The organism is Kitasatospora sp. HPM-01-4 (genome assembly GCF_051374625.1).
In the GTDB taxonomy this organism is placed as follows: domain Bacteria; phylum Actinomycetota; class Actinomycetes; order Streptomycetales; family Streptomycetaceae; genus Kitasatospora.
Genome location: NZ_JBPQGP010000005.1, coordinates 5,190,245 through 5,215,405, shown reverse-complemented (window position 1 = coordinate 5,215,405; position 25,161 = coordinate 5,190,245). Strand labels below are relative to the sequence as shown.

General features: G+C 71.6%; 19 protein-coding genes. 8 read left to right on the top strand and 11 right to left on the bottom strand.

Translation table 11 applies throughout. The annotated features are described in order from the left end of the window. Positions 1-46: 46 nt before the first annotated feature. Positions 47-1,084, top strand: coding sequence for a class II fructose-bisphosphatase (gene glpX / locus ACSMTC_RS22715; protein WP_436561549.1), 1,038 nt, complete (start codon positions 47-49; stop codon positions 1,082-1,084). A gap of 87 nt (positions 1,085-1,171) precedes the next feature. On the opposite strand, the gene ACSMTC_RS22710 is transcribed toward glpX, so the two are convergent. Next, on the bottom strand, positions 1,172-1,540 hold the full coding sequence (locus ACSMTC_RS22710; RefSeq protein ID WP_436564773.1) for a WhiB family transcriptional regulator: 369 nt from the start codon (positions 1,538-1,540) through the stop codon (positions 1,172-1,174). A 437-nt stretch (positions 1,541-1,977) separates the two neighbouring features. Next, complete coding sequence (locus tag ACSMTC_RS22705; protein WP_436564772.1) at positions 1,978-2,697, bottom strand: DUF1707 SHOCT-like domain-containing protein; 720 nt, start codon at positions 2,695-2,697, stop codon at positions 1,978-1,980. Between the two features lie 251 nt (positions 2,698-2,948). Here ACSMTC_RS22705 and ACSMTC_RS22700 point away from each other — a divergent pair, with 251 nt between their 5' ends. Beyond that, a complete protein-coding gene (locus ACSMTC_RS22700) occupies positions 2,949-4,616 on the top strand; it encodes a fumarate hydratase (RefSeq protein WP_436561548.1) in 1,668 nt (555 codons plus the stop codon). 64 nt (positions 4,617-4,680) lie between these two features. Here ACSMTC_RS22700 and ACSMTC_RS22695 read toward each other — a convergent pair whose 3' ends face one another. Continuing rightward, positions 4,681-4,905 (bottom strand): hypothetical protein, encoded by a 225-nt coding sequence (locus tag ACSMTC_RS22695; protein ID WP_436561547.1) that lies wholly within the window; start codon positions 4,903-4,905, stop codon positions 4,681-4,683. Between the two features lie 215 nt (positions 4,906-5,120). Here ACSMTC_RS22695 and ACSMTC_RS22690 point away from each other — a divergent pair, with 215 nt between their 5' ends. The 3 genes from ACSMTC_RS22690 (at position 5,121) to ACSMTC_RS22680 (ending at position 11,580) form a co-directional block, all read left to right on the top strand. After that, positions 5,121-8,099 (top strand): AfsR/SARP family transcriptional regulator, encoded by a 2,979-nt coding sequence (locus ACSMTC_RS22690; RefSeq protein ID WP_436561546.1) that lies wholly within the window; start codon positions 5,121-5,123, stop codon positions 8,097-8,099. A 783-nt stretch (positions 8,100-8,882) separates the two neighbouring features. Then, positions 8,883-9,542: a class I SAM-dependent methyltransferase gene (locus tag ACSMTC_RS22685; RefSeq protein WP_436564771.1), complete on the top strand. Its 660-nt coding sequence runs from the start codon at positions 8,883-8,885 to the stop codon at positions 9,540-9,542. A 274-nt stretch (positions 9,543-9,816) separates the two neighbouring features. Next, entirely contained in the window at positions 9,817-11,580 is a 1,764-nt protein-coding gene (locus ACSMTC_RS22680) for an ATP-binding SpoIIE family protein phosphatase (protein ID WP_436561545.1), read from the top strand. Positions 11,581-11,612: 32 nt separating this feature from the next. Here ACSMTC_RS22680 and ACSMTC_RS22675 read toward each other — a convergent pair whose 3' ends face one another. The 3 genes from ACSMTC_RS22675 to ACSMTC_RS22665 all read right to left on the bottom strand — a co-directional run bounded on the left by ACSMTC_RS22675 (position 11,613) and on the right by ACSMTC_RS22665 (position 14,471). Further along, positions 11,613-12,359: an HNH endonuclease gene (locus ACSMTC_RS22675; protein WP_436561544.1), complete on the bottom strand. Its 747-nt coding sequence runs from the start codon at positions 12,357-12,359 to the stop codon at positions 11,613-11,615. Continuing rightward, entirely contained in the window at positions 12,356-13,432 is a 1,077-nt protein-coding gene (locus ACSMTC_RS22670) for an AAA family ATPase (RefSeq protein WP_436561543.1), read from the bottom strand. Before ACSMTC_RS22670 ends, ACSMTC_RS22675 begins: the two co-directional genes overlap by 4 nt. A gap of 88 nt (positions 13,433-13,520) precedes the next feature. Continuing rightward, a complete protein-coding gene (locus ACSMTC_RS22665) occupies positions 13,521-14,471 on the bottom strand; it encodes a LysR substrate-binding domain-containing protein (protein ID WP_436564770.1) in 951 nt (316 codons plus the stop codon). 124 nt (positions 14,472-14,595) lie between these two features. On the opposite strand from ACSMTC_RS22665, the gene ACSMTC_RS22660 reads away from it, so the two are divergent. Together ACSMTC_RS22660 and ACSMTC_RS22655 are read left to right on the top strand one after the other, a co-directional pair. Then, entirely contained in the window at positions 14,596-15,147 is a 552-nt protein-coding gene (locus ACSMTC_RS22660; protein ID WP_436561542.1) for a peroxiredoxin, read from the top strand. Between the two features lie 2 nt (positions 15,148-15,149). Further along, on the top strand, positions 15,150-15,686 hold the full coding sequence (locus tag ACSMTC_RS22655; protein WP_436561541.1) for an alkyl hydroperoxide reductase: 537 nt from the start codon (positions 15,150-15,152) through the stop codon (positions 15,684-15,686). Between the two features lie 99 nt (positions 15,687-15,785). On the opposite strand, the gene ACSMTC_RS22650 is transcribed toward ACSMTC_RS22655, so the two are convergent. The 4 genes from ACSMTC_RS22650 to ACSMTC_RS22635 form a co-directional block, all read right to left on the bottom strand. Then, complete coding sequence (locus ACSMTC_RS22650; protein WP_436561540.1) at positions 15,786-17,123, bottom strand: AI-2E family transporter; 1,338 nt, start codon at positions 17,121-17,123, stop codon at positions 15,786-15,788. 603 nt (positions 17,124-17,726) lie between these two features. After that, complete coding sequence (locus ACSMTC_RS22645; RefSeq protein ID WP_473965318.1) at positions 17,727-18,428, bottom strand: aggregation-promoting factor C-terminal-like domain-containing protein; 702 nt, start codon at positions 18,426-18,428, stop codon at positions 17,727-17,729. A 482-nt stretch (positions 18,429-18,910) separates the two neighbouring features. Further along, positions 18,911-20,245 (bottom strand): PhoH family protein, encoded by a 1,335-nt coding sequence (locus tag ACSMTC_RS22640; RefSeq protein ID WP_436561538.1) that lies wholly within the window; start codon positions 20,243-20,245, stop codon positions 18,911-18,913. 407 nt (positions 20,246-20,652) lie between these two features. Further along, the gene (locus ACSMTC_RS22635; protein ID WP_436561537.1) at positions 20,653-21,447 is read right to left on the bottom strand and encodes an isoprenyl transferase; all 795 of its coding nucleotides are present in this window, start codon (positions 21,445-21,447) and stop codon (positions 20,653-20,655) included. 383 nt (positions 21,448-21,830) lie between these two features. Here ACSMTC_RS22635 and ACSMTC_RS22630 point away from each other — a divergent pair, with 383 nt between their 5' ends. Beyond that, complete coding sequence (locus tag ACSMTC_RS22630) at positions 21,831-23,444, top strand: chitinase (protein WP_436561536.1); 1,614 nt, start codon at positions 21,831-21,833, stop codon at positions 23,442-23,444. Between the two features lie 86 nt (positions 23,445-23,530). Here ACSMTC_RS22630 and ACSMTC_RS22625 read toward each other — a convergent pair whose 3' ends face one another. Next, positions 23,531-25,006, bottom strand: coding sequence for a S41 family peptidase (locus ACSMTC_RS22625; RefSeq protein WP_436564769.1), 1,476 nt, complete (start codon positions 25,004-25,006; stop codon positions 23,531-23,533). Positions 25,007-25,161: the final 155 nt, after the last annotated feature.

The following is a 25,161-nucleotide window of genomic DNA, read 5'->3' as shown; positions in this document are numbered from 1 at the left end:
AGTAGTCGGGCGCTCACTGGCCGTCGCGTACAGAGAGGTAACGACGATGACCGCCCACTCGCACAACCTTCCCCGATCCCTTGAGGTTGCACCCGAGGCTCCTGATCGGAACCTCGCCCTCGAACTCGTCCGGGTCACCGAGGCGGCCGCGATGGCAGCCGGCCGCTGGGTCGGGCGAGGCGACAAGAACGGCGCCGACGGCGCGGCCGTGAAGGCCATGCGCACTCTCGTCTCCACCGTCTCGATGAACGGCGTGGTCGTCATCGGCGAGGGCGAGAAGGACGAAGCCCCGATGCTCTACAACGGCGAGCGGGTCGGCGACGGCACCGGCGCCGAGTGCGACGTCGCGGTGGACCCGGTGGACGGCACCACCCTGACCGCCAAGGGCATGAACAACGCGGTGGCGGTGCTGGCGGTGGCGGACCGCGGCACCATGTTCGACCCCAGCGCGGTCTTCTACATGGACAAGCTGGTGGCCGGCCCCGAGGCCGCCGACTTCGTCGACATCACCGCCCCGCCCGCCGTCAACATCCGCCGGGTGGCCAAGGCCAAGGGCAGCGCCGTCGAGGACGTCACCGTGGTCGTCCTGGACCGCCCCCGCCACGACGGCCTGGTCCGGGAGATCCGCGAGGCCGGCGCCCGGATCAAGTTCATCTCGGACGGCGACGTGGCCGGCGCCATCATGGCCGCCCGCGAGGGCACCGGCATCGACCTGCTGATGGGCGTCGGCGGCACCCCCGAGGGCATCATCGCGGCCTGCGCGATGAAGTGCATGGGCGGCGTCATCCAGGGCCGGCTGTGGCCGAAGGACGACGCCGAGCGGCAGAAGGCCCTGGACGCGGGCCACGACCTCGACCGCGTGCTCAGCACCGACGACCTGGTCAGCGGCGAGAACGTGTTCTTCGTCGCCACCGGCATCACCGACGGCGAACTGCTGCGCGGTGTCCACTACCGCCAGGAGACCGCCACCACCAGCTCGCTGGTGATGCGCTCGAAGAGCGGCACGATCCGCCAGATCGACTCGGTCCACAAGCTGTCGAAGCTGCGGGCCTACAGCGCGATCGACTTCGACCGCGCCAACTGACGACAGCCGGGACGCGGGTCGACGGCGACCTGCGGACGGCGCAACGGCCGGTGGGCCCCGGGAGAGTCTCCCGGGGCCCACCGGCCGTCACCCCGCTATCCGCCGCTGCTCGCCCACCCGGTGGGTGTCCCGCAGCTCTCCGTCGCGGCGCCGCCGCCGGGCCAGCACCACCCGCCGCTCGGCCGCGGTCAGCCCGCCCCACACCCCGTACGGCTCCGGCTGGACCAGCGCGTGCTCCCGGCACTCCAGCAGCACCGGGCAGCGGGCGCAGACCTGCTTGGCCTGCTCCTCCCTGGAGAGCCGGGCGGCGGTGGGCTCCTTCGAGGGTGCGAAGAACAGTGCGGCCTCGTCGCGGCGGCAGGCCGCACCGGTGTGCCAGGGGCTGTCCTCGGGGCGGTCGAGCTGCTGCGTCCCGGCTCCGAGCAGGCCGGCGGGACTGGGCCGTCCCGCCATCATGACGGTGGTACGGGCGCTGGACTCGATCGGATGCAGCACGGCTTACTCCTACGAGGTTTCGAGACTCGGGGGAAGGCTCGTCACTGCCCGGCTGCCCCGTGCTCACCCCGTCGGGCCTCGGCCGGTTCGGCTTCTGCCGTCTCCGGGGTCACAGCCGTACAAGAAACGATGTGCGGGAGGAACTACCCCGCGGTATCCCGATTCATGCACACCGCACCCGACCGACTACGGACTGCACTCGACCCAAGGGCGAGTGCCGGACGGCCAGTTGCCCGCACCCCGGCCCGGCGGTACCGGCCCGGACATGGCAGCACCGGCCCGGACATGGGCAACTGTCCGGGCCGGTGCGCAGGTTGAGGACCCGGGTGACGCCCGGGGGTCCAACCGCCCTATGGGGCAAGGGTGCTGCGACCGGGGGCGGCCGGCACCCGGGGCGGTCAGCGGTCGAGCTGCCTGCGCGCCCACTCGCGCAGCTTCTTGCCCCGGCGCGGCCTGGCCTCGCAACCGCCGAACACCGCGGCGCCCTTCACCCGGACCACCGGGGCGTACGGGTCCGCCGCCGTCTGCTCCCGGACCGAGAAACCGCCGAAGATGCCGACGCCACCGCCGTGCAGGCTCACGTTCTCCGGTACCCGGATCTCCACCCCGCCGAAGATCGCGGTCACCTCGATGACCACCTCGGGCGCCTCGAACACCGCGTCCGTGAGGTCGAGTTCCACCCCGCCGAACACCGCCACCGCGCGCAGGTGCGGCCCGACCCGCCAGCGCCCCTTGCGCTCCGTCCCGCCGAAGACCGCCACCAGGCTCGGCGCCTCCTGACGGGCCGGCATCCTCGGCGCCGGCGCCGGCTCGGACTCCGGCTGCGGCAGCGGCGGCTTCTCCACCGAGATCGGCCGGTGCGCGGGCAGGTCCCGGGTCAGCGGTACGAGATCGCCGAGCGTCTTCGCCGCGTACGCCGACTCGATCCGCTCGGAGTGCTCCTCCATCGTGAGCCGGCCCTCCGCGTACGCGTCGCGCAGCAGTTCGGCGATCCGCTCGCGGTCGGCGTCCGAGGCCCGCATCTCGGCCTCGGAGACGGGTGCGGTGTCGTAGCGGGGCGGGGCGGGGGCGGGCTGTGCGGCCGGGCGGGGCACCGGAGTCTGCTCGGGCTTGGTCATGGAGACGGGCGGCCGGTCCTGGCCGTCCTGCGGCGACGGCTGGTCCTGCGGCTTGTCCTGCGGCGACGGCGAGTTGTCCACGGGCCAAGCCTAGCCATCGCGGCCCGGGCCGAACGCCGGTTCGGCGCGGCCCGGGGCGATCGGCCGTGACCCCCGTCACGCAGGTTCACCCGCCCGCACCCGTTCCCGCCCCGGCGCCTACCCTTGAGGATGCTTCGTCGTCGCAGCCGAATCAGTTAAGGACCTCCCCCATGGCTCCCACGCCAGAGTTCGAATACTCCGATCTCCTCCCGCTCGGAGCGGACACCACCCCCTACCGCAAGCTGACCTCCGAGGGCGTCAGCACCTTCGAGGCCGGGGGCCGCACCTTCCTGCAGGTCGAGCCGGAGGCCCTGCGGCTGCTCACCGCCGAGGCGATGCACGACATCTCGCACTACCTGCGCCCCGCCCACCTCGCCCAGCTGCGCCGCATCCTGGACGACCCGGAGGCCAGCCCCAACGACCGCTTCGTCGCGCTGGACCTGCTGAAGAACGTCAACATCTCGGCCGGCGGCATCCTGCCGATGTGCCAGGACACCGGTACCGCGATCGTCATGGGCAAGCGCGGCCAGAACGTGCTGACGGCCGGCTCCGACGAGTCCGCGATCGCGCGCGGCGTGTACGACGCGTACACCAGGCTGAACCTGCGGTACTCCCAGATGGCCCCGGTCACCATGTGGGACGAGAAGAACACCGGCAACAACCTGCCCGCCCAGATCGAGCTCTACGCGACCGACGGCGACGCGTACAAGTTCCTCTTCATGGCCAAGGGCGGCGGCAGCGCCAACAAGTCGTACCTGTACCAGGAGACCAAGGCGATCCTCAACGAGTCGTCGATGCTCTCCTTCCTGGAGCAGAAGATCCGCTCGCTGGGTACCGCCGCGTGCCCGCCGTACCACCTGGCGATCGTGGTCGGCGGCACCAGCGCGGAGTTCGCGCTGAAGACCGCCAAGTACGCCTCGGCGCACTACCTGGACAACCTGCCGACCGGCGGCGACGCGAAGACCGGCCACGGCTTCCGCGACCTGGAGCTGGAGCAGAAGGTCTTCGAGCTGACCCAGAAGATCGGCATCGGCGCCCAGTTCGGCGGCAAGTACTTCTGCCACGACGTCCGCGTGATCCGCCTGCCCCGGCACGGCGCCTCGCTGCCCGTCGCGATGGCCGTCTCCTGCTCGGCGGACCGCCAGGCGCTGGGCAAGATCACCGCTGAGGGCGTCTTCCTGGAGCAGCTGGAGACCGACCCGGCCAAGTACCTGCCGGACACCACCGACGAGCACCTGGACGACGAGGTCGTGCGGGTCGACCTGAACCGGCCGATGTCCGAGATCCGGGCCCAGCTGTCCAAGTACCCCGTCAAGACCCGGCTTTCGCTCAGCGGCACCCTGGTGGTGGCCCGCGACATCGCGCACGCCAAGATCAAGGAGCGGCTGGACGCGGGCGAGGGCATGCCCCAGTACATGAAGGACCACCCGGTCTACTACGCCGGCCCCGCCAAGACCCCCGAGGGTTACGCCTCCGGCTCCTTCGGCCCGACCACGGCCGGCCGGATGGACTCCTACGTCGACCAGTTCCAGGCGGCCGGCGGCTCGATGGTCATGCTCGCCAAGGGCAACCGCTCCAAGCAGGTCACCCAGGCCTGTGACAAGCACGGCGGCTTCTACCTGGGCTCGATCGGCGGCCCCGCGGCCCGCCTCGCCCAGGACTGCATCAAGAAGGTCGAGGTCCTGGAGTACCCCGAGCTCGGCATGGAGGCCGTCTGGCGCATCGAGGTCGAGGACTTCCCGGCCTTCATCGTCGTCGACGACAAGGGCAACGACTTCTTCGCCGAGGTCACCGACGGCCCGCTAATCACCAACCTGCGGGTCCGCTCGGCGCAGTAGCCGGAACGCCGAGCGCCCCGTGCCACCGGCCGGTGGTACGGGGCGCTCTCGGCTCTGTCCGCGATCAGGGGCAGTTGCCGAGGTTGCCGAGCGGCTCGAAGTCCTTGCCCGGCTTCGGCTGGGCGGGCGCGGCGACCGGCTCACCCGCCGGCTGCTCGGTCTGCGCGGCCTGCAGGACGTTCAGGATCGGCGCCGGGTCCACGGTGTTCAGAGTGTGCTCGACCGGGTTGGCCTCGGCCACAGGTGTCGTCGCCACCGGAGCGGCGGTGACGGTCTCGTTGTCGGCCATGGGGGGCCGCCTTTCAGGTCATCAGATGATCATGCACCCGACCGGGCTGGTGGGGGCGCCGGGACAGTATCGTAGGGATCGTTAAATGTCGTATAAACGCCCCTCGGTGGGTTCGCTTCTCCGATGTTTGCGCGTGTGCCAATAAGCTGACACCTCGCGGCGGATCGCCGAACGTCGCATTCCCAATCAACCACCACGGGCATTCGGGGGAACGTATGGAGCTGCGGGAGAGGCCGGACTCTGCTGCGCTGCGCTTCCAGGTGCTCGGCCCCCTCCAGGCATGGCGCGGTGACCAGGCGCTATCGCTTGGTTCGCCCCAGCAGCAGGCCGTACTGACGGCCCTGTTGCTGGGTCACGGCCGACCGGTGACCACCGAGGACCTGGTCGACGGCCTCTGGGGCGATCGTCCGCCGCCACAGGCCGTAGCCGCACTGCGCACTTACGTGTCACGCCTGCGGGCCGTCATTGAACCCAATCGGGTGGTACGGAAACCGGCCGAGATCCTCGTCTCGATGAGCGATGGATACGCGCTGCAAATTCCACCGGAATCTCTCGATCTGTCCGTGTTTGACAGAAAAATTGCGGAGGCTACGACAGCCAAGGCCGCGGGCGACTTCCCACTGGCGCACCAGCTGTTGGCCTCCGCACTGACGCTCTGGCGCGGCCGGCCGCTGGCCGGAATCCCCGGGCCGCATGTCGACGCACAGCGCAACCGGCTGGCCGCGCGTCAGATCACCGCCGCCGAGGAGCGCTGCACGGTGGCGCTGGAGATCGGCCTGCACGCGGAGATCGTCGGTGAGCTCAGCGCGCTCTCGGCCGAGCACCCGCTCCGCGAGCGGCTGCGCGAGCTGCTGATGCTCGCCCTGTACCGGTGCGGTCGGCAGGCGGAGTCCCTCGGTGTCTACGCGGACACCCGGAAGCTGCTGATCGAGGAACTCGGTGTGGAGCCCGGTGCCGGCCTGGCGGCCATGCACTCCCGGATCCTCGCCGCCGACCCCGCGCTGATGGTCCCCGCCGAGGTGAGCGCCCCCGCGATCGAGGCCGACGAGTCCGCCGTATTCGTGCCGCCCGCCCAACTTCCCGCCGACGTCTCCGACTTCAGCGGACGCGACAAGCTGGTCGGCGAGCTCCGCGATGTACTGCGCGGCGGCTCCGGGCAGGCCGTCGTGGTGACCTCGCTCGCCGGGATCGGCGGAGTCGGCAAGACCACCCTGGCGGTCCACGTCGCCCACGGCCTCAGGTCGGACTTCCCGGACGGGCAGTTGTACGTGGACCTGCGCGGCGCCGGCGACTCTCCGGCCGACCCGGCCGTGGTGCTCGGCGACTTCCTGTACGCGCTGGGCGCGCCCGAGACCCCGGACTCGCTGGAGCAGCGAGCCGTGCTCTACCGCTCGCTGCTCGCGAACCGGCGGATGCTGATCCTGCTGGACAACGCCAAGGACGCCCGGCAGTTGATGCCGCTCATCCCCGGCGTCTCGGGCAACGCCGTCCTGGTGACCAGCCGCTCCCGGCTGGCCGAGATCCCCGGGGCGCACCTGGTGGACGTCGAGGAGCTGACGCCGGAGGAGGCGCTGGCGCTGTTCTCCGCGATCGTGGGCGAGCAGCGGGTGGCCGCCGAGCCGGAGGCGGCCCTGGCCGTGGTCACCGCGTGCGGCTTCCTGCCGCTGGCCGTCCGGATCGCCGCGGCCCGACTGGCGAGCCGTCCGCGCTGGAGCGTCTCGGACCTGGCCAGACGGTTAGCGGATCAGCGGCGTCGGCTGCAGGAGCTCCAGCTCGGCAACCTGGCCGTGGAGACCACCATCGGCCTCGGCTACGGCCAGTTGCAGGCGGACGAGGCCCGCGCCTTCCGGCTGCTCTCGCTGGTCGACTCCCCCGACCTGCCGCTCCCCGCCGTCGCGGCCCTGCTCGGCACCGACGAGGACCGCGCCGAGGCGCTGGCGGAGGCGCTGGTCGAGGCCAACATGCTGGAGTGCTTCACCCCGGGCCGCTACCGCTACCACGATCTGCTGCGGCTGTACGCGCGACGGCAGGTCGAGAAGCTGGACGACGCCGCCACCGGGCGGGCCGCCCGGCTGCGGCTGCTCGATCTGCTGCTCGCCACCATGCGCAACGCCGCGCAGGTGATCGAGCCGCATGACGTGCTGCCGGAGCCGATGCACGCCCAGGCCTCCGCCGGGCTCAGGCTGGACGACGCCGAGGTCGCGCAGAACTGGCTCCGTTCCGAGCTGGTCCTGGTGCTGAGCAGCGTGGAGACGGCGGTACACGAACCGCTTGAGCTGCTGCGGCCTGCCGTGGACCTCTTCATCGTGCTGCGGGCCATCGTCGAGGATCCCTCGCACGGCCGGCGGATCCGGGCGGCGCTGCAGGCGGCCGCCGACAACGCCCAGGCCCAGCAGGACACCGCGACCATGGCCCGGATCCGCTTCGCCCTGGGCTACCTCCAGCACCTGGCGGGCGAGTTCCAGCAGGCCGAGCTGTCGTTCCGCCAGAGCCTCGCGCTCCAGGGGGAGGACGACAACCCGCACCTGCGGCTCTCGGTCGCCAACCAGCTGGGCATCGTCCTGGTCATCGCCGACCGGGCGGCGGAGGCGCTGCCCTTCTTCGAGCAGGCTCTCTCCGTGATGCGCGGCGGCGTGAACGCGCCGATCAGTGAGGCCAGGGCGCTGGGCAACATCGCCCGGGCCCAACTCGGGCTCGGACAACGGACAGAGGCGATCCGCTCCGCTCAGGCCGCCGTGGCCGCGGCACGCGGCTCGGGCAATGCGCCCTGCCTGGCAGACACGCTCTACCAACTGGGTGTCGTCCTGAAGGCCACCGGTTCCCCCGGGGTGGCCGCCGGGCATCTGCGCGAGGCCCACCAGCTCTACCAGGCCCAGCAGCACCGGGTCTGGGAGGGCTACTCGCTGGCCCGGCTCGCGGCCTGTCTGCTGGCCGACGGGCGGCACCCGGAGGCCGTCGACGCGGCCGGCGAATCACTGTCGATCGCCCAGGAGATCGATGCGGCGTACTGCCAGGGCCTGGCGAACGCCGCGTTGGGCGAGGCGCTCCTGGAGTCGGGCCAGCCCGCGCGTGGGCTGGCCTGCCTCCAGGAGGCGCACTCGATCTTCACGCGGCTCGGTGTGCCCGAGGCCCTCCCCCTACGGGACCTCATTGAGCAGCAGCACACCGAGCCCTCCGCTCCCCCTGCGCCGTGATCTCCGTCCCCCGACTGGAGATCCCCCCGTGCGTCAGATCCCCCGTGACGTCGGCGTCCCCGCAGCCCCCCGGCTGCGGGAACGCCCTGACGCTTCCCCGGCGCTGAAATAACTCTGACAGACGCCGATTGACGTTCGATAAACGCCGCCGCAGATTGCTTTTTCGCAGGTCAGGAGGGTTGTGCTCGGTCCACTGTGCGGCGCGGGGCAGCTGCCCGCACCACCCCCTCCTGCCCCGATGTGCTCCCACGATCCCGGCCAAATTCGTCCCAACGACCACGAGTTGGCCGGAAAGGGATCCCATGGCCGAGTGATCACGCCTATTCTCGTAGGCCAGTGCAGTGTGCCTGAAGCACTGCCGGGAGGGATAGGGCCGGAGCGGGAACCCCGGCACGGCGGCACGCACGACAGCGAGCAACGGGACACGGAACCAGCAGGGCAGCAGGCAGCACAGTGACGCGGGAGCGTGGCGGACCGCAGCAGGTGGCGAGGCCGGTGGCCGGGGGCGGCTGCCGGTCGCGCCGTCGCGCTGCGGCCAGGGTGGAAAGGTGCCTCGAAATCGTGACGACCGGACAGATATCCGATCCCGCCCAGGGCCGCGGGCCCGCCTCCGCCGACCGACGGAACGGCCAGCCGGCCGGCCATCGGACCGATCAGCCGGTCGATCACCGAAGCGATCAGCGGGCCGGCCAACGCGCCGGCCAGCGAGCCGATCACCGAACCGATCAGCAGGCCGGTCCGCGCCCCGATCAGCGGGAGTCCCGCCGCCGGGCCGAGCGCGCGCTGCAGGCGGTCGCCTTCGACACCATCGGTGCCCGCTACTGCGAGGCCTTCCCCGCGAAGGCCGGCCAACTGGACTGCGGCGACTGGCTGCTGGCCGAGCTGGAGCCCGGCGCGCCCGTTCTCGACATCGGGTGCGGCACGGGTGATCCGACCATCCGCCAGCTCTCCCAGGGCGGGCTGCGGGTCACCGGGGTGGACCTCTCCGACGGCATGCTGACACTGGCCCGCCACGCGTTCCCGGCGGCCGGCCACCACCGGATGGACATGTACGACCTGGCCACGCCGCGCGCCGTACACGCCTGGGGCGCACCGGAGTTGGGCCCTGACGGAGCCGGCAGTCTCGCCGCCGCGACCGCCTTCTTCTCGCTGATCATGCTGCCGCAGGACGAGATACCCGTGGTGCTGCGCCGGATCCGCACGCTGCTGCGGCCCGGCGGCCTGCTGGCGCTCGGCATGGTGGAGGCCGATCTCGACTACGCGCCGCTGCCCTTCCTCGGGCACGAGATAAGGATCAGCGGCTATCTGCGCGAGGAGCTGGAGCAGACGCTGGCCGGAGCCGGCTTCGCGGTCGAGGCGCACTCGGGCCACCCGTACGCCCCCGCGAACACCGCCCTGCCGCCGGAGGAGCAGCTGTTCCTGCGGTGCCGCCGGACCGACTGACCGGCCGGGGCGGTGGACCGGCTGACGGATCCGCGGGTGGACCGACCGGCGAAGCGCACGGCCCGGGTCCCCATGACCGAGGCCCCACCGACCAAGGCTCCGCCGGGCACAGGAGCCGTCGAGAACGCCGACGATCGGCCACCGGACCGCTGAACTCCCCCTGACTCCTACGACCTACCGGAACGGGCAGACCGTGCGCGACCACTACCAGCCCCAGACCGGGCAGCCGCCCACCGTGCCCGTCCAGCGCCGCTCGCCACTCCCGATGACAACGATGACCATTCCCCAGATCGCACCGCCCGCCGCCGTCCCGCCGCAGGCCGCGGCCGGACGCCGGCCGGTCGCCGCACGGCTGGCGTACCTGGACAGCGCCGCCCGGCGGATCAACAGCTCGCTCGACCTGACCGCGACCCTGCGCGACCTCAGCCGGGTCGTGGTCCCGGCCCTGGCCGACGCCGCCGTGGTGCACCTGAGCGACCCGCTGCCCAACCTGGAACGCGACCCTGGCTGCCCGCCCGTCCTGCGGGTCCACCACGCCCACGGCACCCGGCTCGGCCGCCGCTCGCCCGTCCTCCAGGTGAAGCCGGACGGGGCGCTCGCCCGGGCGCTCGGACAGCAGCTGCCGTCCGGTCCCGTGGTCCTGGGCACCCCGTCCGCCGCCGGGCTGCGCCCACTGCTGGAGGAGCTGTACGGCCCCCGCACACTGGCCCGGCTGGCGGCCGGCACGGCGCTGCTCGCCCTGCCGCTGCGCGGACGGAAGGCGGCGCTCGGACTGCTGCTGCTGATCCGCCGCCCGGGCAAGGTCCCGGCCCGGCAGCCCGTCGCGACGGACCCGGTGACGGCCGCCTTCGACGCCGCCACCGCCTTCGACCTCGCGGACACCGCCACCGCCACCCTCCTGGCCACCCAGGCCGGGCTCGCCATGGACACCGCACTGCGCTACTCCCGCGAGTGGGAGATCGCCGACGAGCTGCAGCGCAGCATGCTGCCCGCCCACCTGCCGCAGCGGCACGGCGTCCGGCTGGCGCACCGCTACCTGCCCGGCGAGAGCGGCGCCCAGGTCGGCGGCGACTGGTACGACTCGGTGCCCCTGCCCGGCAACCGGATGGCGCTGATCGTCGGCGACGTGATGGGCCACTCGCTCACCTCCGCCGCGGTCATGGGCCAGCTGCGCACCAGCGCGCAGACCCTGGCCGCCCTCGACCTGCCCCCGCACGAGGTGCTCTACCACCTCGACGAACAGGCCCAACGCCTGGGCCACGAACAGCACTTGGCGACCTGCGTGTACGCGGTGTACGACCCGATCGCCAACCGGGTGGTGCTCGCCAACGCCGGACACGTGCCGCCGGTCCTGATCCATCCGGACGGCCGCAGCGAACTGCTGGAGCTGGAACCCGGCGCGCCGATCGGGGTCGGCGGAGTCGACTTCCAGTCCGTCGAGCTGCCCGCACCGCCCGGCTCCGCGCTGCTGCTCTTCACCGACGGGCTGGTCGAGTCCCGGCGCAGGCCGATCGGCACCGGCCTCGAACTGCTCCGCAGCCGCCTCGGCGACGCACACCGCCGCTCGCCCGAGCACCTCTGCCAGGAGGCGCTGCGGGTCCTCCCGCCCGGCGACCGGGCCGACGACATCGCCCTGCTGGCCGCCGCCTTCGACGGCATCCCGGCCGAGGACGTCGCGTACTGGTACCTCCAGCCCCGGCACGAGACCCCCGGCCGGGCCCGCCGCCTGGCCGGGCACGCGCTGCGCCGCTGGGGGCTCGAACCGCTGGCCGAGAACACCGAGTTGATGGTCAGCGAGCTGGTCACCAACGCCGTCCAGCACGCCACCCGGCCGGTCACCCTGCGACTGGTCCGGACTTCGGTACTGCGCTGCGAGGTGGGGGACGACAGTCCCGTACTGCCCCGGGCCAGGCGGGTCGGGCCGGAGGAGGAACGGGGGCGGGGGCTGCAGATAGTGGCCAGGTGCGCGGACCGCTGGGGCGCGACCAGGCTCGGCGCTGGCAAGGTGGTCTGGTTCGAGCAGCAGCTTCCCCGGTAGCGGCGCGAGTCCGGCACAGGGGTGCGCTCCGGCTATCGGAGGTCGGTCCAACCGAACCGGGGGTCCTGGTCCGCGAGCCGGCGGAGTGCCGTGTGGGCCCCCGGACCGAGGACCGCTTCGGCGAGGGGCGGGGTGCGGGCGAGGCGGACGACCGCGCGGAGGACGTCGGCCTGCCAGAGCAGTGCGAGGGCGTCGGCCAGCTCCTTCGCGGTCTCCGGGGACTCGGCGCTGTGGCGGTGCCACTCCCGCAGCAGGGACTTGACCACCGTGAAGGCCAGCCGCCGCCCCCGGACCAGCTCACCGCGGGAGTTGAGCCCGAAGACGTCTATGGTGGCGTGCCCCTTGGGCGTCAGCCCCCGGTAGGCGCCGGACTCCAGGTAGAGCAGCAGATGGTCGGCCGGGTCCTCATGGGAGGGGTCGATCAGCAGATGGGCGCCGGTGACGGGGTCGCAGGGGAAGCGGTCGCGCTTGAGGTTGCTGTTGCAGTAGGCGCAGGCGAGCAGGTGGTTGTGCCAGTCGAAGGTGCGCAGCGGGGCGCGGGCGATCGGCTCGAAGTGGTCGATGTCGGTGCCGAGGTTGTCACCGCAGTACATGCAGCGGGCCAGGCCGGGGGCCATCCGGTGCAGCAGGGTGCGCAGTCTGGCCTTGGCTTCGCGGGCGTCGCGCCAGGCCGCCCGTCCGGCGGCGGTGCTGGGCCCGCCGCTGCGCAGCGCCTGGGTGCGCCGGGCCAGGTCGGCGGCCAGCTTGTCGTGCAGCGGCGGGCGTTGGAGCGGGATCACCGGCTGCCGCCCCGGCGGGAGCGGACCTCGTCGACCCGGGCGGCGAGGGGGCTGCCCAGGCGGGCGCCGAGTGCGTGGTACTCCGCGATGTCGGCGGTGGACGCCTTGCCCGCGTACAGCTTGCGCTCCAGGGCGATCAGCAGCTCCCGCTCGGCCTCGGCCTGCGGGGAGTGGACGCTGGGCAGCCCGAAGAGCTCGGTGAGCGCGGCGTCGTCGCCGCTGCCGTAGACGATCCGCTGGTGCAGGTCCTCGTCCAGGACGTACGGCGCGGCCTGCTCGGTGGGGCCGGGCAGGCGGACCAGGCCGCCGGGATCGGCGGCCTGGCAGATGTACGGGCTGTGGGTGGACACCAGGAACTGGACCTTGGGGAAGTGCGCGACCAGCCACTCGCCGAGCCACTGCTGCCGGGCGAGGTGGAGATGGGCCTCCGCCTCGTCGATCAGGGCCAGGCCGGGCGCGGGAACGGTGGGCGCCTCACCGTCGACCACCAACTCCTCGTCGGGGTCGGCCGCTTGGGCACTCCTGAGCAGGTCGAGAACCAGCGCGAGGACCGTCCGGACGCCCTCGCCGAGCGCGTCCACCGGGAGGGTGCGACCGCCCCGGCCGACCCTGAGGCCATCCGGGCCGAGCCGGGCGATGCGGTGGCCCTCGGGCAGCAGTCCGTCGTCGAGCAGCGCGATCAGGGGATCGCCGCGCTGCCCGGCCAGCCAGTGCAGGCCGGCGGCGAGGGTGGTGGCGCCGTGGAACCGGGTGGCGACCGGAGCGGTGCCCACGGGGGCACCAGAGCGGTGCTCGACGAGGGTGCCACCGCTGCGGGTGAGCCGCCAACGCACCTCTTCGGCCTCGTCGGTGACGATCCGCACCTCGCCCTCGTCCAGCCAGGACGGGTCACCGGGCGCGTGCCCCAGTGTGTGGGCGACGGCGTGCAGCAGTGCGGTCTTGCCGGAGCCGCCCGGCCCGGCGAACACCGTCCAGCCGGCGTGTGAGCCGTCGGGCCTGGTCAGCTCCAGTTCCAGGGCCCGCTCGCCCCGGAAGCCCCCGATGTCCTCGATCCCGATCCTGGCGACGTACATGGCGGCCACCCCTCAACCGATCGGCACGGTGCATGGGTTGAGTACCCGCCGGAACAACGGCTCGAACGGCCCCGCCGGCCCCCCGGGGTCAGGTCACGATGCGGACCGGCAACTCGCGCAGCACCTCGCGCAGGGAGGCGGCGAACCGTTCGTACTCGGTGCTGCGGGCCGATCCCGGGCGGGTGGCGAGGCCGATCCGGCGGCCGGGGGCCGGGGCGGCGAAGCGGACGGCGGCCAGCCGGTCGGTGCGGCCGGCCTCGACGTCCAGGGCGGTGGCGGGCAGCAGGGTGACGCCGAGGCCGCCCGCGACCAGCTGGACCAGGGTGGAGAGCCCGGCGGCCCTGGTGGAGCCGCCCGAGGTGTCGGCGCCGACCTCGCGGCAGATGTCCAGCGCCTGGTCGCGCAGGCAGTGGCCCTCCTCCAGCAGCAGCACGTCGAGGTCGAGCAGGACGTCCCGGGGCACGTCGGTGCGTCCGGCCAGCTCGTGGTCGGGCGGGGTGACCAGTACGAAGTCCTCGTCGAACAGCGGGATGTCGCGGGTGGGCGCCACCCCTGAGGCGGGGAGCGCGAGCAGTAGCAGGTCGAGGCGGCCGGCGGCGAGCCCCTCCAGCAGCGAGGGGGTGCGCTCCTCGTGGACGTGCAGGTCCAGGTCGGGGTAGCTGCTGCGGACCAGCCGGAGCACAGCGGGCAGCAGGTACGGGGCGACGGTAGGGATCACGCCGAGGTGCAGCGGGCCGGTGAACGGGCGGCGGGCCGCCTCCACCTCCTCGGTAAGGTCGTGCAGCGAGGCGAGCACCCGGCGCGCGTGCTCGGCCACCCGCTCCCCCAGTGGGGTGATGATCACCTTCCGCGTCGTACGCTCGACGAGCTGCGTGTCGAGGATCTCCTCCAGCGCCGCGACCGCCCCCGAGAGGGCCGGCTGGCTGAGGCCCACGGCGGAGGCCGCGTCACGGAAGTGCCGGTGCTCGGCAACGGCCAGGAACGCCCTCAGCTGGGCGATGGTCGGCGTACGGGCTTTGGGGTGCTGTGGACTACTGATAGCTCTCTCCGATCAGATGAATCGAGTCTAGCTATTTCCCCGATCAGTGAGCGGTGTGTCAGGCTGGAGCTGTCCGCAATCCGGACGGTCCTCCCTTCCATCGCATCACACAGGAGAAGCGAACGTGCTCACGATCGGTGACAAGTTCCCCGAGTTCGAACTCACCGCCTGCGTCGACCTCGACCCGGCGAACGCCTTCGCCGAGATCAACCACAAGTCCTACGAGGGCAAGTGGCGCGTGGTCTTCTTCTGGCCGAAGGACTTCACTTTCGTCTGCCCGACCGAGATCGCCGCGTTCGGCAAGCTGAACGAGGAGTTCGCGGACCGCGACGCCCAGATCCTCGGCGTCTCCGGCGACTCGGAGTTCGTCCACCACGCCTGGCGCAAGGACCACAAGGACCTGCGCGACCTGCCCTTCCCGATGCTGGCCGACATCAAGCACGACCTGATGCGCGCCTGCGGCGTCGAGGGTGCGGACGGCACCGCCCAGCGCGCCGTCTTCATCGTGGACCCGAACAACGAGATCCAGTTCGTCATGGTGACCGCCGGTTCCGTCGGCCGTAACCCCAAGGAGGTCCTGCGGGTGCTGGACGCCCTGCAGACCGACGAGCTGTGCCCCTGCAACTGGAACAAGGGCGAGGACACCCTCGACGTCCAGGCCCTGCTGGCCGGCTGATCATGGCTCTCGACGAACTGAAGGCGGCGCTGCCGGACTACGCCAAGGACCTCAAGCTCAACCTGAGCGCGGTCATCGGCAACTCCGAGCTCCCCGCCCAGCAGCTCTGGGGCACGGTGCTGGCCTGCACCATGGCCACCCGGAGCACCGCCGTCCTGCGTGAGCTGGAGCCCGAGGCCAAGGCGAACCTCACCCCGGAGGCGTACACCGCCGCCAAGGGTGCCGCCGCGATCATGGGCATGAACAACGTCTACTACCGGACGCTGCACCTGCTCTCCAACGACGAGTACAGCACCATGCGCGCCGGGCTGCGGATGAACATCATCGGCACCCCGGGTGTGGACAAGGCCGACTTCGAGCTGTGGTGCTTCGCGGTCTCCGCGATCAACGGCTGCGGTCAGTGCCTCGACTCGCACGAGCAGGTCCTGCGCAAGGCGGGCGTGGACGCCACGACCGTCCAGGCGTCGATCAGGATCGCCGCCATCGTCCAGGCCGTTGCCGCGACCCTCGACTCCGAGGCCGTCCTGGCCGCGCTCTGACGCACGGAACACAAGGGCCCCGCCGGACAACCGTCCGGCGGGGCCCTTCGCGCTGTTCGGGGTGGTGATCGGGGAGGCGGGGCCCCTGAGCGGTGCGCCCTACTCTTCGGCGGAGCCCTGAGCGACGGACGCGCCCTGCTGCTCGGAGGTGCCGCGAGCCGCTTCGAGCGCCTCGAAGACCTGCTGGCCGGCCGCGTTGCGCTGGCGCAGGTGGGTGACGACGGTGTTGGTCACCGCGATGAGCGGGACGGCCACGATCGCACCCCCGATCCCGCCGATGATCGAGCCGGCCGCCACACCCAGCACCACACCCAGCGGGTGCACCCGGACCGCACGGCCGAGGATCAGCGGCTGGAGCAGGTGGCCCTCCAGGTTCTGCACCGCGACCAGCACGACCAGCACCATCAGCGCGATGAACGGGCCCTGCGTCACCAGTGCGATCAGCACCGCGATGGTCCCGGTGACCAGCGCGCCGACCAGCGGCACGAACGCCCCGAGGAAAATGATCACTGCCAGCGGCATCGCCAGCGGCACACCCAGCAGCTGGATGCCGATACCGATGCAGAGCGCGTCGATGAAGGCCACGCAGACCGTGCCGCGCACGTACGCGGTGAGGGTGGCCCACGCCTTCGGGCCCGCACCCGCTATCGCGTAACGGGAGTGACGGGGCAGCCCGCGCAGCAGCCAGCTCCAGATCCTGGCGCCGTCGTAGAGCAGGAAGAAGGTGGTGAAGGCGGCCAGCAGGACACCGGTGAGCACCTCCACCGCTATCGTCACGCCGGTGAACCCGGCCGAGGTGATCTGCTCCGAGTTGGTGCCGATCGCGCTGGTGATCTGCTTGGCGAAGTCGTTGATCTGCTGCTGGGTCAGATGCAGCGGCCCGGTGACCAGCCACTCACGCAGCTGGTTGACACCGGCCTGGACCTTGCCGGTGACCGAGTCGAGGTTGGTGGACACCTGCCAGACCACGAACCAGCCGACCAGCCCGATCCCGGCCAGGCCGCTCAGGAAGGTGGCCGCCGCCGCCAGTGAACGGGGCACCCCGTGCCGTCGCAGCCAGGAGACGGTGGGCTCCAGCAGCGCGGAGATCAGCAGCGCGGCCAGCACAGCGAAGGCGACCAGCCGCAGCATGTCCACCACCCGGAAGGCCAGGTAGAGCGCCGCCGCGAGCAGCAGCAGCCGCCAGGTGGACTCGGCGGCCACCCGCAGCGTCCACGGCACGGCGTCGACCGGGTTCGCCGGGCGGCCCGGCACGCCGGCCTCCCGCCCGTGCGCGGCCTGCCCGGTGCGCCGCTCGGCGCCCTCCGGCTGCGGGGAACGCGGCACCGGCACGTAGTCGATGGACGCCAGGACGTCTCCCGGATCCGTCAGCCGCTCCTCCGCGGCGCGGGCGGCCCGGCGCCGTTCCGCCAGCACCGCCACCAGGCGCGAGGCCAATGCCCCCGCCCCTGACACCGCGAGCACTCTTGCGCCCCGCGCCACCTTCGACACCACCGCTCCCCGATCGGCCTTGTTGCGCCGTGGGTCGTCCCTGTCACGGCTGTCCAGGACGACGCTACCCGCCCGCCGGGCCGAGTTTCGCCCCTGGAGCGGGGTGTACGCGGGGAATCTCCGATGTCACAGAGGCAGAAAATATCCCAATATCGGATAATCCTCCGGTTTCGGACCAAGACCTGGCGGGGAGGGGTCGGGTAACAGGGGCCAACTGTCGGCGGACCGGCTGGCGCCGGGGCACACCAGGACCCTCCCCGGCCCCCGCGTCCGCATCCGGACCGCACCGCCCACCGGCGTCATGGTCAGCGCAGCGCTGGGCGGCGCGGCCCGCAGTGCGTCCGGCCCCGTTTCGCCGCACCCGGAGATCCCGCCCCGTTCCGCGCCCTCGTTCTGTTCAGAGCTCCCGTTCTGTTCAGAGCGCCGGCGCGCCGCGCCCCGGATCTTTCCCGCCGCGCCCCAGAGCGCCGAGCCCTGGAACGCCAAGTCCCGGAACGCCGAGAGGCCCCCGACACTGATCGGGAGCCTCTCGGGGAAGCGGTCACGCTCCTAGTACCACTGGTGCGACTGCCAGAAGGACCAGGCACCGCACGGCGAGCCGTAGCGGTCGTTCATGTAGTTCAGGCCCCACTTGATCTGGGTCGCGGGGTTGGTCCGCCAGTCCGAGCCGACCGAGGCCATCTTCGAACCCGGCAGCGCCTGGACCAGGCCGTACGCACCGGAGCCCGCATTGGTCGCGGTGTAGTCCCAGCCGCTCTCGCGCTTCACGATCTGGCTGAAGCACTGGAACTGGGTGGAGTCGCCGACGATCGAGGCGGCCAGCGCCTGGACCGAACCGGGGTCGGCGCTGACGGCGGCCATCTCGGTCCGCGCCTTGGCGCGGTTCGCGGCCTCCTCGTCAGCCTTCCGCTTCTCCTCGGCGGCCTTGGCGGCCTTCTCCGCGTCGGCCTTGGCCTGAGCGTCGGCGGCGGCCTTCTGGCGCGCCGCCTCGTCGGCGGCCTTCTTGGCGGCGGCTTCCTGCGCGGCCTGGTCGGCGGACGCCTGCTGAGCGGAGGCCTGCTGCTTGAAGTTGTCGCTGACGGTCTGTGCGTGAGCACCCGTCGGGACGTCGGCGAGCAGGGTTGCGCCTGCGACGTCGACCGTCTGGGTGTTCTTGCCCTCGCTACCGGACGCCACGCCGACGACGGCACCTACAGCGGTGACCGCGGTGGCAGAGGCCACAGCGACTCCCCGGACCGAGATCCGAGTCACATGGTTTCCTTCCAGCATCGCCCGCGCGTGACCGTTCGGACGCAACATGCCCCTTGGCGCTGGCCTCCACAGATGCTGGTCACGGGAGACTCGGGCCCGGCGCCAGGCCGAAACCGAGTCGGACAAGCGTGTGGATCGGGCGGCATGCGGCTCAATCGGTGTTCAGTTGTCCGCCCGCCGACCGGAGTTGCCGGGCGAAGTTGTGCCGCATGCGGGGCCTGACAGAACCCTCACCATGCCGCACCAGGACGTGTCTACGCAATTCCCGGTTGCGTGGCGCATCTCACAATTCCTACGAGCAGCGGGTTTGTCGGTACTCCATTGAAGGGACAGTCAGATGTGGTGACAGCCAGGGAACCTGCCGCTATGCGACAGGTTCCCTGATGACCTTTTAGGGTGATTTGGTCCATTATGACGATGTCGGCGCCACCCGGGTGACCTCTCGCTCCGCGCCTTCGGGCAGAGCTCGGGGCTGGATGCGCTCAGGGCTGGATGTCCTCCAGCATCTCCGTCACCAGGGCGGCGATCGGGGAGCGCTCGGAGCGGGTGAGCGTGACGTGCGCGAACAGCGGGTGGCCCTTGAGCTTCTCCACCACCGCGACCACGCCGTCGTACCGGCCCACTCTCAGGTTGTCGCGCTGGGCGACGTCATGGGTGAGCACCACCCGGGAGCCCTGGCCGATCCGGGAGAGCACGGTCAGCAGGACGTTCCGCTCCAGGGACTGCGCCTCGTCCACGATCACGAACGCGTCGTGCAGCGAACGCCCCCTGATGTGGGTCAGCGGCAGCACCTCCAGCATCCCCCGGGCGATCACCTCCTCGATCACTTCCGGGGTGGTGACCGCGGACAGGGTGTCGAAGACCGCCTGCGCCCACGGGCCCATCTTCTCGGCCTCGGTGCCCGGCAGATAGCCCAGCTCCTGGCCGCCGACCGCGTACAGCGGACGGAACACCATCACCTTGCGGTGCTGCCGCCGCTCCAGCACCGCCTCCAGACCGGCGCAGAGTGCCAGCGCGGACTTGCCGGTACCCGCCCGGCCGCCCATCGAGACGATGCCCACCTCGGGGTCCAGCAGCAGGTCCAGGGCCACCCGCTGCTCGGCACTGCGGCCCCGCAGCCCGAACGCCTCCCGGTCCCCCCGGACCAGGCGGACCCGGCCGTCCTGCGTCACCCGGCCCAGCGCGCGGCCCCGCTCCGAGGTGAGCACCAGACCGGTGTGCACGGGCAGTTCACCGGCGCCGTCGATGTCCACCGCGACGTCGTGGCCGGCCCCGAACAGGGCGTCCACCTGGTCGCCGGACACATGCAGCTCGGACATCCCGGTCCAGCCCGAGGTGATCGCCAGCTCGGCCCGGTACTCCTCGGCCAGCAGACCGACCGAGCTGGCCTTGATCCGCAGTGGCAGGTCCTTCGAGACGACCGTGACGTCGTAGCCCTCGGCCTGCAGGTTGCGAGCGACCGCCAGGATCCGGGTGTCCGCCTCGCCTCCGCCCGAGCGGTACCCGGCCGGCAGTACGGAGGGGTCGGAGTGGTTGAGCTCGACCCTGATGGCGCCGCCGAAGTCCCCGACGGGGATCGGCTCGTCGAGCCGGCCGTTGCGGATGCGGTAGTCGTCCAGCAGGCGCAGCGCCTGGCGGGCGAAGTAGCCCAGCTCCGGGTGGTGCCGCATGGCCTCCAGCTCGGTGACCACCACCACCGGGAGGACGACCTCGTGCTCCTCGAAGCGCGTCATGGCGAACGGGTCGGCCAGGAGCACGCTGGTGTCGAGAACGTACGTGCGCCGGTCCGGTGTCCGGCGGCTCTTGGTACTGACCACTAGGCCTCCCGAGCGGATGACCCAGCGTCACCCGCGGCAAGCCGGTCCCCGCGACCCCGATGGTCGGGGTACCGGTCTGACTGGGGTATTCCCAGGCGAACCATGGTGCATACCCGCCGCACGGAACTGACGGATCATTGTCGACGAACGTTTACCCGGGCGCCTCACGGGCAGACGATCTGAACCCGCCTCAGCACCGGGACCCCGCAACCGCTCCGGCGCGCCACTCGTCGAAGCCCCCCGGACAGCACAGCCGAGCGCTCACCGAGGGCACGCGGAAGGGCGGTGCCGTGGCAGGCCGGTGTCGTGCCGGGCAGGCATCGTGCCAGGCAGTCGGGTACGGCCCGCTGAGGCAGGCCCCACTGTCGCGGGGAGCGCCCCGGCCGGCCCAGCCCGCACGAGCCCGCTCAGAGTCCCAGTCGGCGGTGCCTCAGCTGGTAGTCGCGGAGGGCCCGCAGGAAGTCGACCTTGCGGAAGGCCGGCCAGTACGCCTCGCAGAAGTAGAACTCGCTGTGGGCGCTCTGCCAGAGCAGGAAGCCGGAGAGGCGCTGTTCGCCGGAGGTCCGGATGATCAGGTCGGGGTCGGGCTGGCCGGTGGTGTAGAGGTGTTCGGCGATGTGCTCGACGGTGAGGATTTCGGCCAATTCCTCGATCGAGGTGCCCCGGCCGGCGTGCTCCTGGAGGAGGGAGCGGACGGCGTCGGCGATCTCGTGCCGGCCGCCGTAGCCGACGGCGACGTTGACGGTGATGCCCTGGATGTGCGCGGTGGCCTGGGCCGCCTGCTTGAGCACCTCCGCGGTGTGCTCGGGCAGCAGGTCGAGCGCACCGACCGGGTTGACCCGCCAGCGGCGGGACTCGGCCAGCCCGCGGACCGCGTCCTCGATGATCCCCAGCAGCGGGACCAGCTCCTCGGCAGGCCGGGAGAGGTTGTCGGTGGAGAGCATCCAGAGCGTGACGACCTTGACGTGTGTCTCGTCGCACCAGCCCAGGAACTCGCTGATCTTGTCCGCACCTCGCTGGTGACCGTAGGCGGTGGTGCCGCCGGTCGCCTTCGCCCAGCGACGGTTGCCGTCCAGGATCACCCCGATGTGGTGCGGGGTGTTGTCGAGGTGCACCTCGACCCGGCGACCGTAGAGCCGGTACGCCTTGTCCAGCAGGGTACGCAGACCCGGCGTGCGCTCGACCACATCGCGCAGACCCATGACGTTACGGCCCCTCCGTGCTTGGTCCCCCGGTGTGACTGAAAACCCCCGTCGCAGCGTACTCCCGCACGGGTGCACGAAGGTAAAGCTGCACGTAGCGAAGCTGTCACAAGAGTGAACAGAGGCGCCCGGCCGTCTGCCGATCGGGTGCGGGCGCCGCCACTGTCGTCATGGACACGAAACGGTCACCTCTTCCTTAACTGAGCCGTAAGACCCGATCCGGATGCTTGACGCCCGCTATTGGTCTAGTCCAGCTTTCTGTGCGAGGGCGGCGGGCGACGCGTGGCCGGCCGCCCCACAGCTCTTCTGCGGATCACCCTCCCCCACACGGAGTCGCCGCGCCCCCACCGCGGCGGCTCCCCCTCTTTCCACGGAGCGCCTTCATGGCCCGTACGCTGCAGCCGCCGTCCCCCCGGCGCCGCCGAAGCAACATCCCCACGGCCCTCGCGGCCGGCACCACCGCACTCGCCCTGGCCGGCGGCGGCCTCGCACTGCTCGCGGGCGGCGCCAGCGCGGCGGTCGGCAACCTCGTCGCCAACGGTGGTTTCGAGAGCGGTGATCTGACCGGCTGGAGCTGCTCCGGTACCGCGAGTGTGGTCTCCTCCCCGGTGCGCTCCGGCTCGTACGCCCTGCAGGCGACCCCCGGCGGCTCGGACACCGCCAACTGCCAGCAGACCATCAGCGTGCTGCCCAACACCAGCTACACGCTGAGCGGTTGGGTCCAGGGCCCGTACGTCTACCTGGGTGCGAGCGGCACCGGCGGCACGGACCCGTCCACCTGGTCCAGCCAGAGCGGCTGGAACCAGCTCAGCACCAGCTTCACCACGGGCGCCGGCACCAACACCGTCACGGTGTACGTGCACGGCTGGTACGGCCAGAGCGCCTACGGCGCGGACGACATCACGCTGACCGGCCCGGCCGGTACCTCTTCACCGACACCGGCCCCGAGCGCGTCCCCTTCCTCCTCGCCTTCCTCTTCACCCTCCTCCTCGCCGTCGAGCACACCGTCCTCGTCGCCGAGCGGGAGCCCGAGCGGGAGCCCCAGCTCGTCGCCGAGCGGCAGCCCCTCACCCACCGGGCCCGTCAACCCCCCGAGCGGCGGCCTTCCGGCCCATGTGCTGACCGGCTACTGGCAGAACTTCGACAACGGCGCCACCGTGCAGCGGCTGCGCGACGTCCAGAGCGCGTACGACATCATCGCGGTCTCCTTCGCGGACGCGACCAGCACGCCCGGTGCGATCAGCTTCACCCTGGACCCGGCGCTCGCCGCCAAGCTGGGCGGCTACACCGACGCGGACTTCAGGGCCGACATCGCCGCCAAGCACGCGGCGGGCAAGCGGGTCGTACTCTCGATCGGCGGCCAGAACGGCACCATCGTGGTGAACAACGCCGCGGCCGCCGCCAACTTCGCCGACAGCGCGTACACCCTGATCCGGAACTACGGTTTCGACGGGGTGGACATCGACCTGGAGAACGGGGTCGACCCCGTCTACCTGGCGCAGGCGCTGCACACCCTGCAGAGCAAGGTCGGCTCCGGCTTCGTACTGACCATGGCGCCGGAGACCATCGGGATGTACAGCACCTCCGGCGCGTACTTCCAACTGGCGCTGAACACCAAGGACATCCTGACCGTCGTCAACACCCAGTTCTACAACTCCGGTGGGATGAACGGCTGTGACGGCAAGGTCTACAACCAGGGCACCGTGGACTTCATCACCAGCCAGGTCTGCACCCATATCCAGGGCGGTCTGCGTCCGGACCAGGTCGGCATCGGAGTCCCTGCCTCCGGCAAGGCGGCGGGCGGCGGTTACATCAACTCCACCATGGTGGACAACGCCCTGGACTGCCTGGCCAACGGCACCCACTGTGGCAGCTTCGTCCCGCCGGCCAAGTGGCCGACCATCCGGGGTGCGATGACCTGGTCGACCAACTGGGACGCCGCCAACGGCAACGACTTCTCCACCAATGTGGGCGCCCACGTCCACGCGATGCCGTAACTCCCCTCGGGACACCGCCCTTCGAGGGTGGGGCGGTGCTCCGGCCGGGGCCCGCCGTACCAGCCAGGTGCGGCGGGCCCTCCCGGTCACCGTGGCCCGGCCGCCGTCTGCGGTCGGGCCACGCCGTGTGCCCGGCCGTCGCTCGCCAGCAGACGGACCGCCCGGTCGAAGGCCGAGTCGCGGTGTCGGCCGAACTCCTCGTCGGTGAAGACCGGTTCCGGGTACTGCGGCGGTATGCCCGGCCCGTCGAAAGTCCGCCCGGAGCGGGTGCGGAACTCCTCGTCGGGCAGGCCGATCTGCCAGCCGTTGGGAAGGGTGCGCTCAAGGACGTCCGAGAAGACCCCCTGGGTCGGCTCGCCGATCCGTACCGCGCCGCCCGGGCGGTCGATCAGAGCCTGGGTGAAGGTCTCCCCCGCACTGACCGTGGACCCGCTGGTCAGGACCGCGACCGGGCCGGTGTAGCGGGCGCCCTGGGCGGGCTGCACGACGATCGGCTGCGGCCTGGTGAACGCACTGGGATCGGCCGGGTCGTCACGCACCACCTTGCTGTAGGCGAGGTAGCCGCGGTCGGTGAGCCGCGAGGCGATGTTCAGACCGAGGCTGTCGGACCCACCGCCATTGATCCGCAGGTCGATGATCAGACCGCTCAGCCGGGCGGTGCGCTCGGGGGTGAGGATGTCGTCCAGGGCCCGCTGCAGCTCGGCGCTGTTGGCGGCGTAGCTGTCGTTCGGATCGTCCGTGTAGCCGCCGAAGCCGGAGATCCGCAGATAGCCCTGGCCGTTCGGCAGGTCGGCGTAGCCGATCCGGTTCCTGGCGTAGTACCGCAGCGGCCTGCCGCCGAGGTCGCGCTGCTCGATGTAGGCCCTGACCCGGCCGTCCAGCTCGGGGCCGGGTATGACCGTGCCGGGGCGGCCCTGGGCGAAGAAGCCGGTGCCCCCGGCCCCGATGGAGACGTGCGCGTCGTACAGCGGCCGCACCATCTCGCTGAGGACGGCGAACAGTTGGGCGTCGGTGGTCTGCGCGTTGACCTGCGGCCGGTATCGCTCCCTGACGGCGTGCCAGTCGATGCCCTTGGCGGCGAAGAAGGGGTAGTTCTCCTCGAAGGTCTGCCAGAAGACGTCGAAGCTCGCCACCGGACCGGTGGGCGCCGGGCGGGTGCAGTCGGCGGGCAGGGCCGGGATGCGGTGCAGCATGCGGTCGTTGGGTGAACCGTCGATGTGCAGGGCCGCTTCGGCCCGGGCGTGCTGGGCCCGGACGGTGAGGACCGTCGCGTCGGCGGTGGTGAAGACGGCCGATCCGGGTGAGGTGCGCGAGCGTTGGGCGCCGGAGCCCTTGAGGCAGCTGATCGAGGTGGTCTGGTAGGTCTGGAGACGGTCGCCCGCGATGGTGAGGACGGTGCCGTAGCCGTCCATCCGCCAGGTGCCGTCCGCCCAGTCGGCGGCCGAGGTGTCCGGTGGACGGGCGGCGGCGCTCGCGGGCTGGGTGGACAGGGACGCTCCGCCCGTGATGACGAGCAGTGCGGCCGCGAGGGCGGTCCTGGCAGTGGAGTTCCTGAGCGGCATGGTGGTGTCCTCCCCGTGGCTGACCCGGCGTCGGGTGACGTCCGGCAGCCGACCCGGCTTCCGGTGACGTCTGGTGACCATGCTCCCGGCGGTGGCCCTGGGGCGGCGATAGTGCTGGCTACCGAGTTCGGGTGGCGCCAGCACCACCCTGCAGG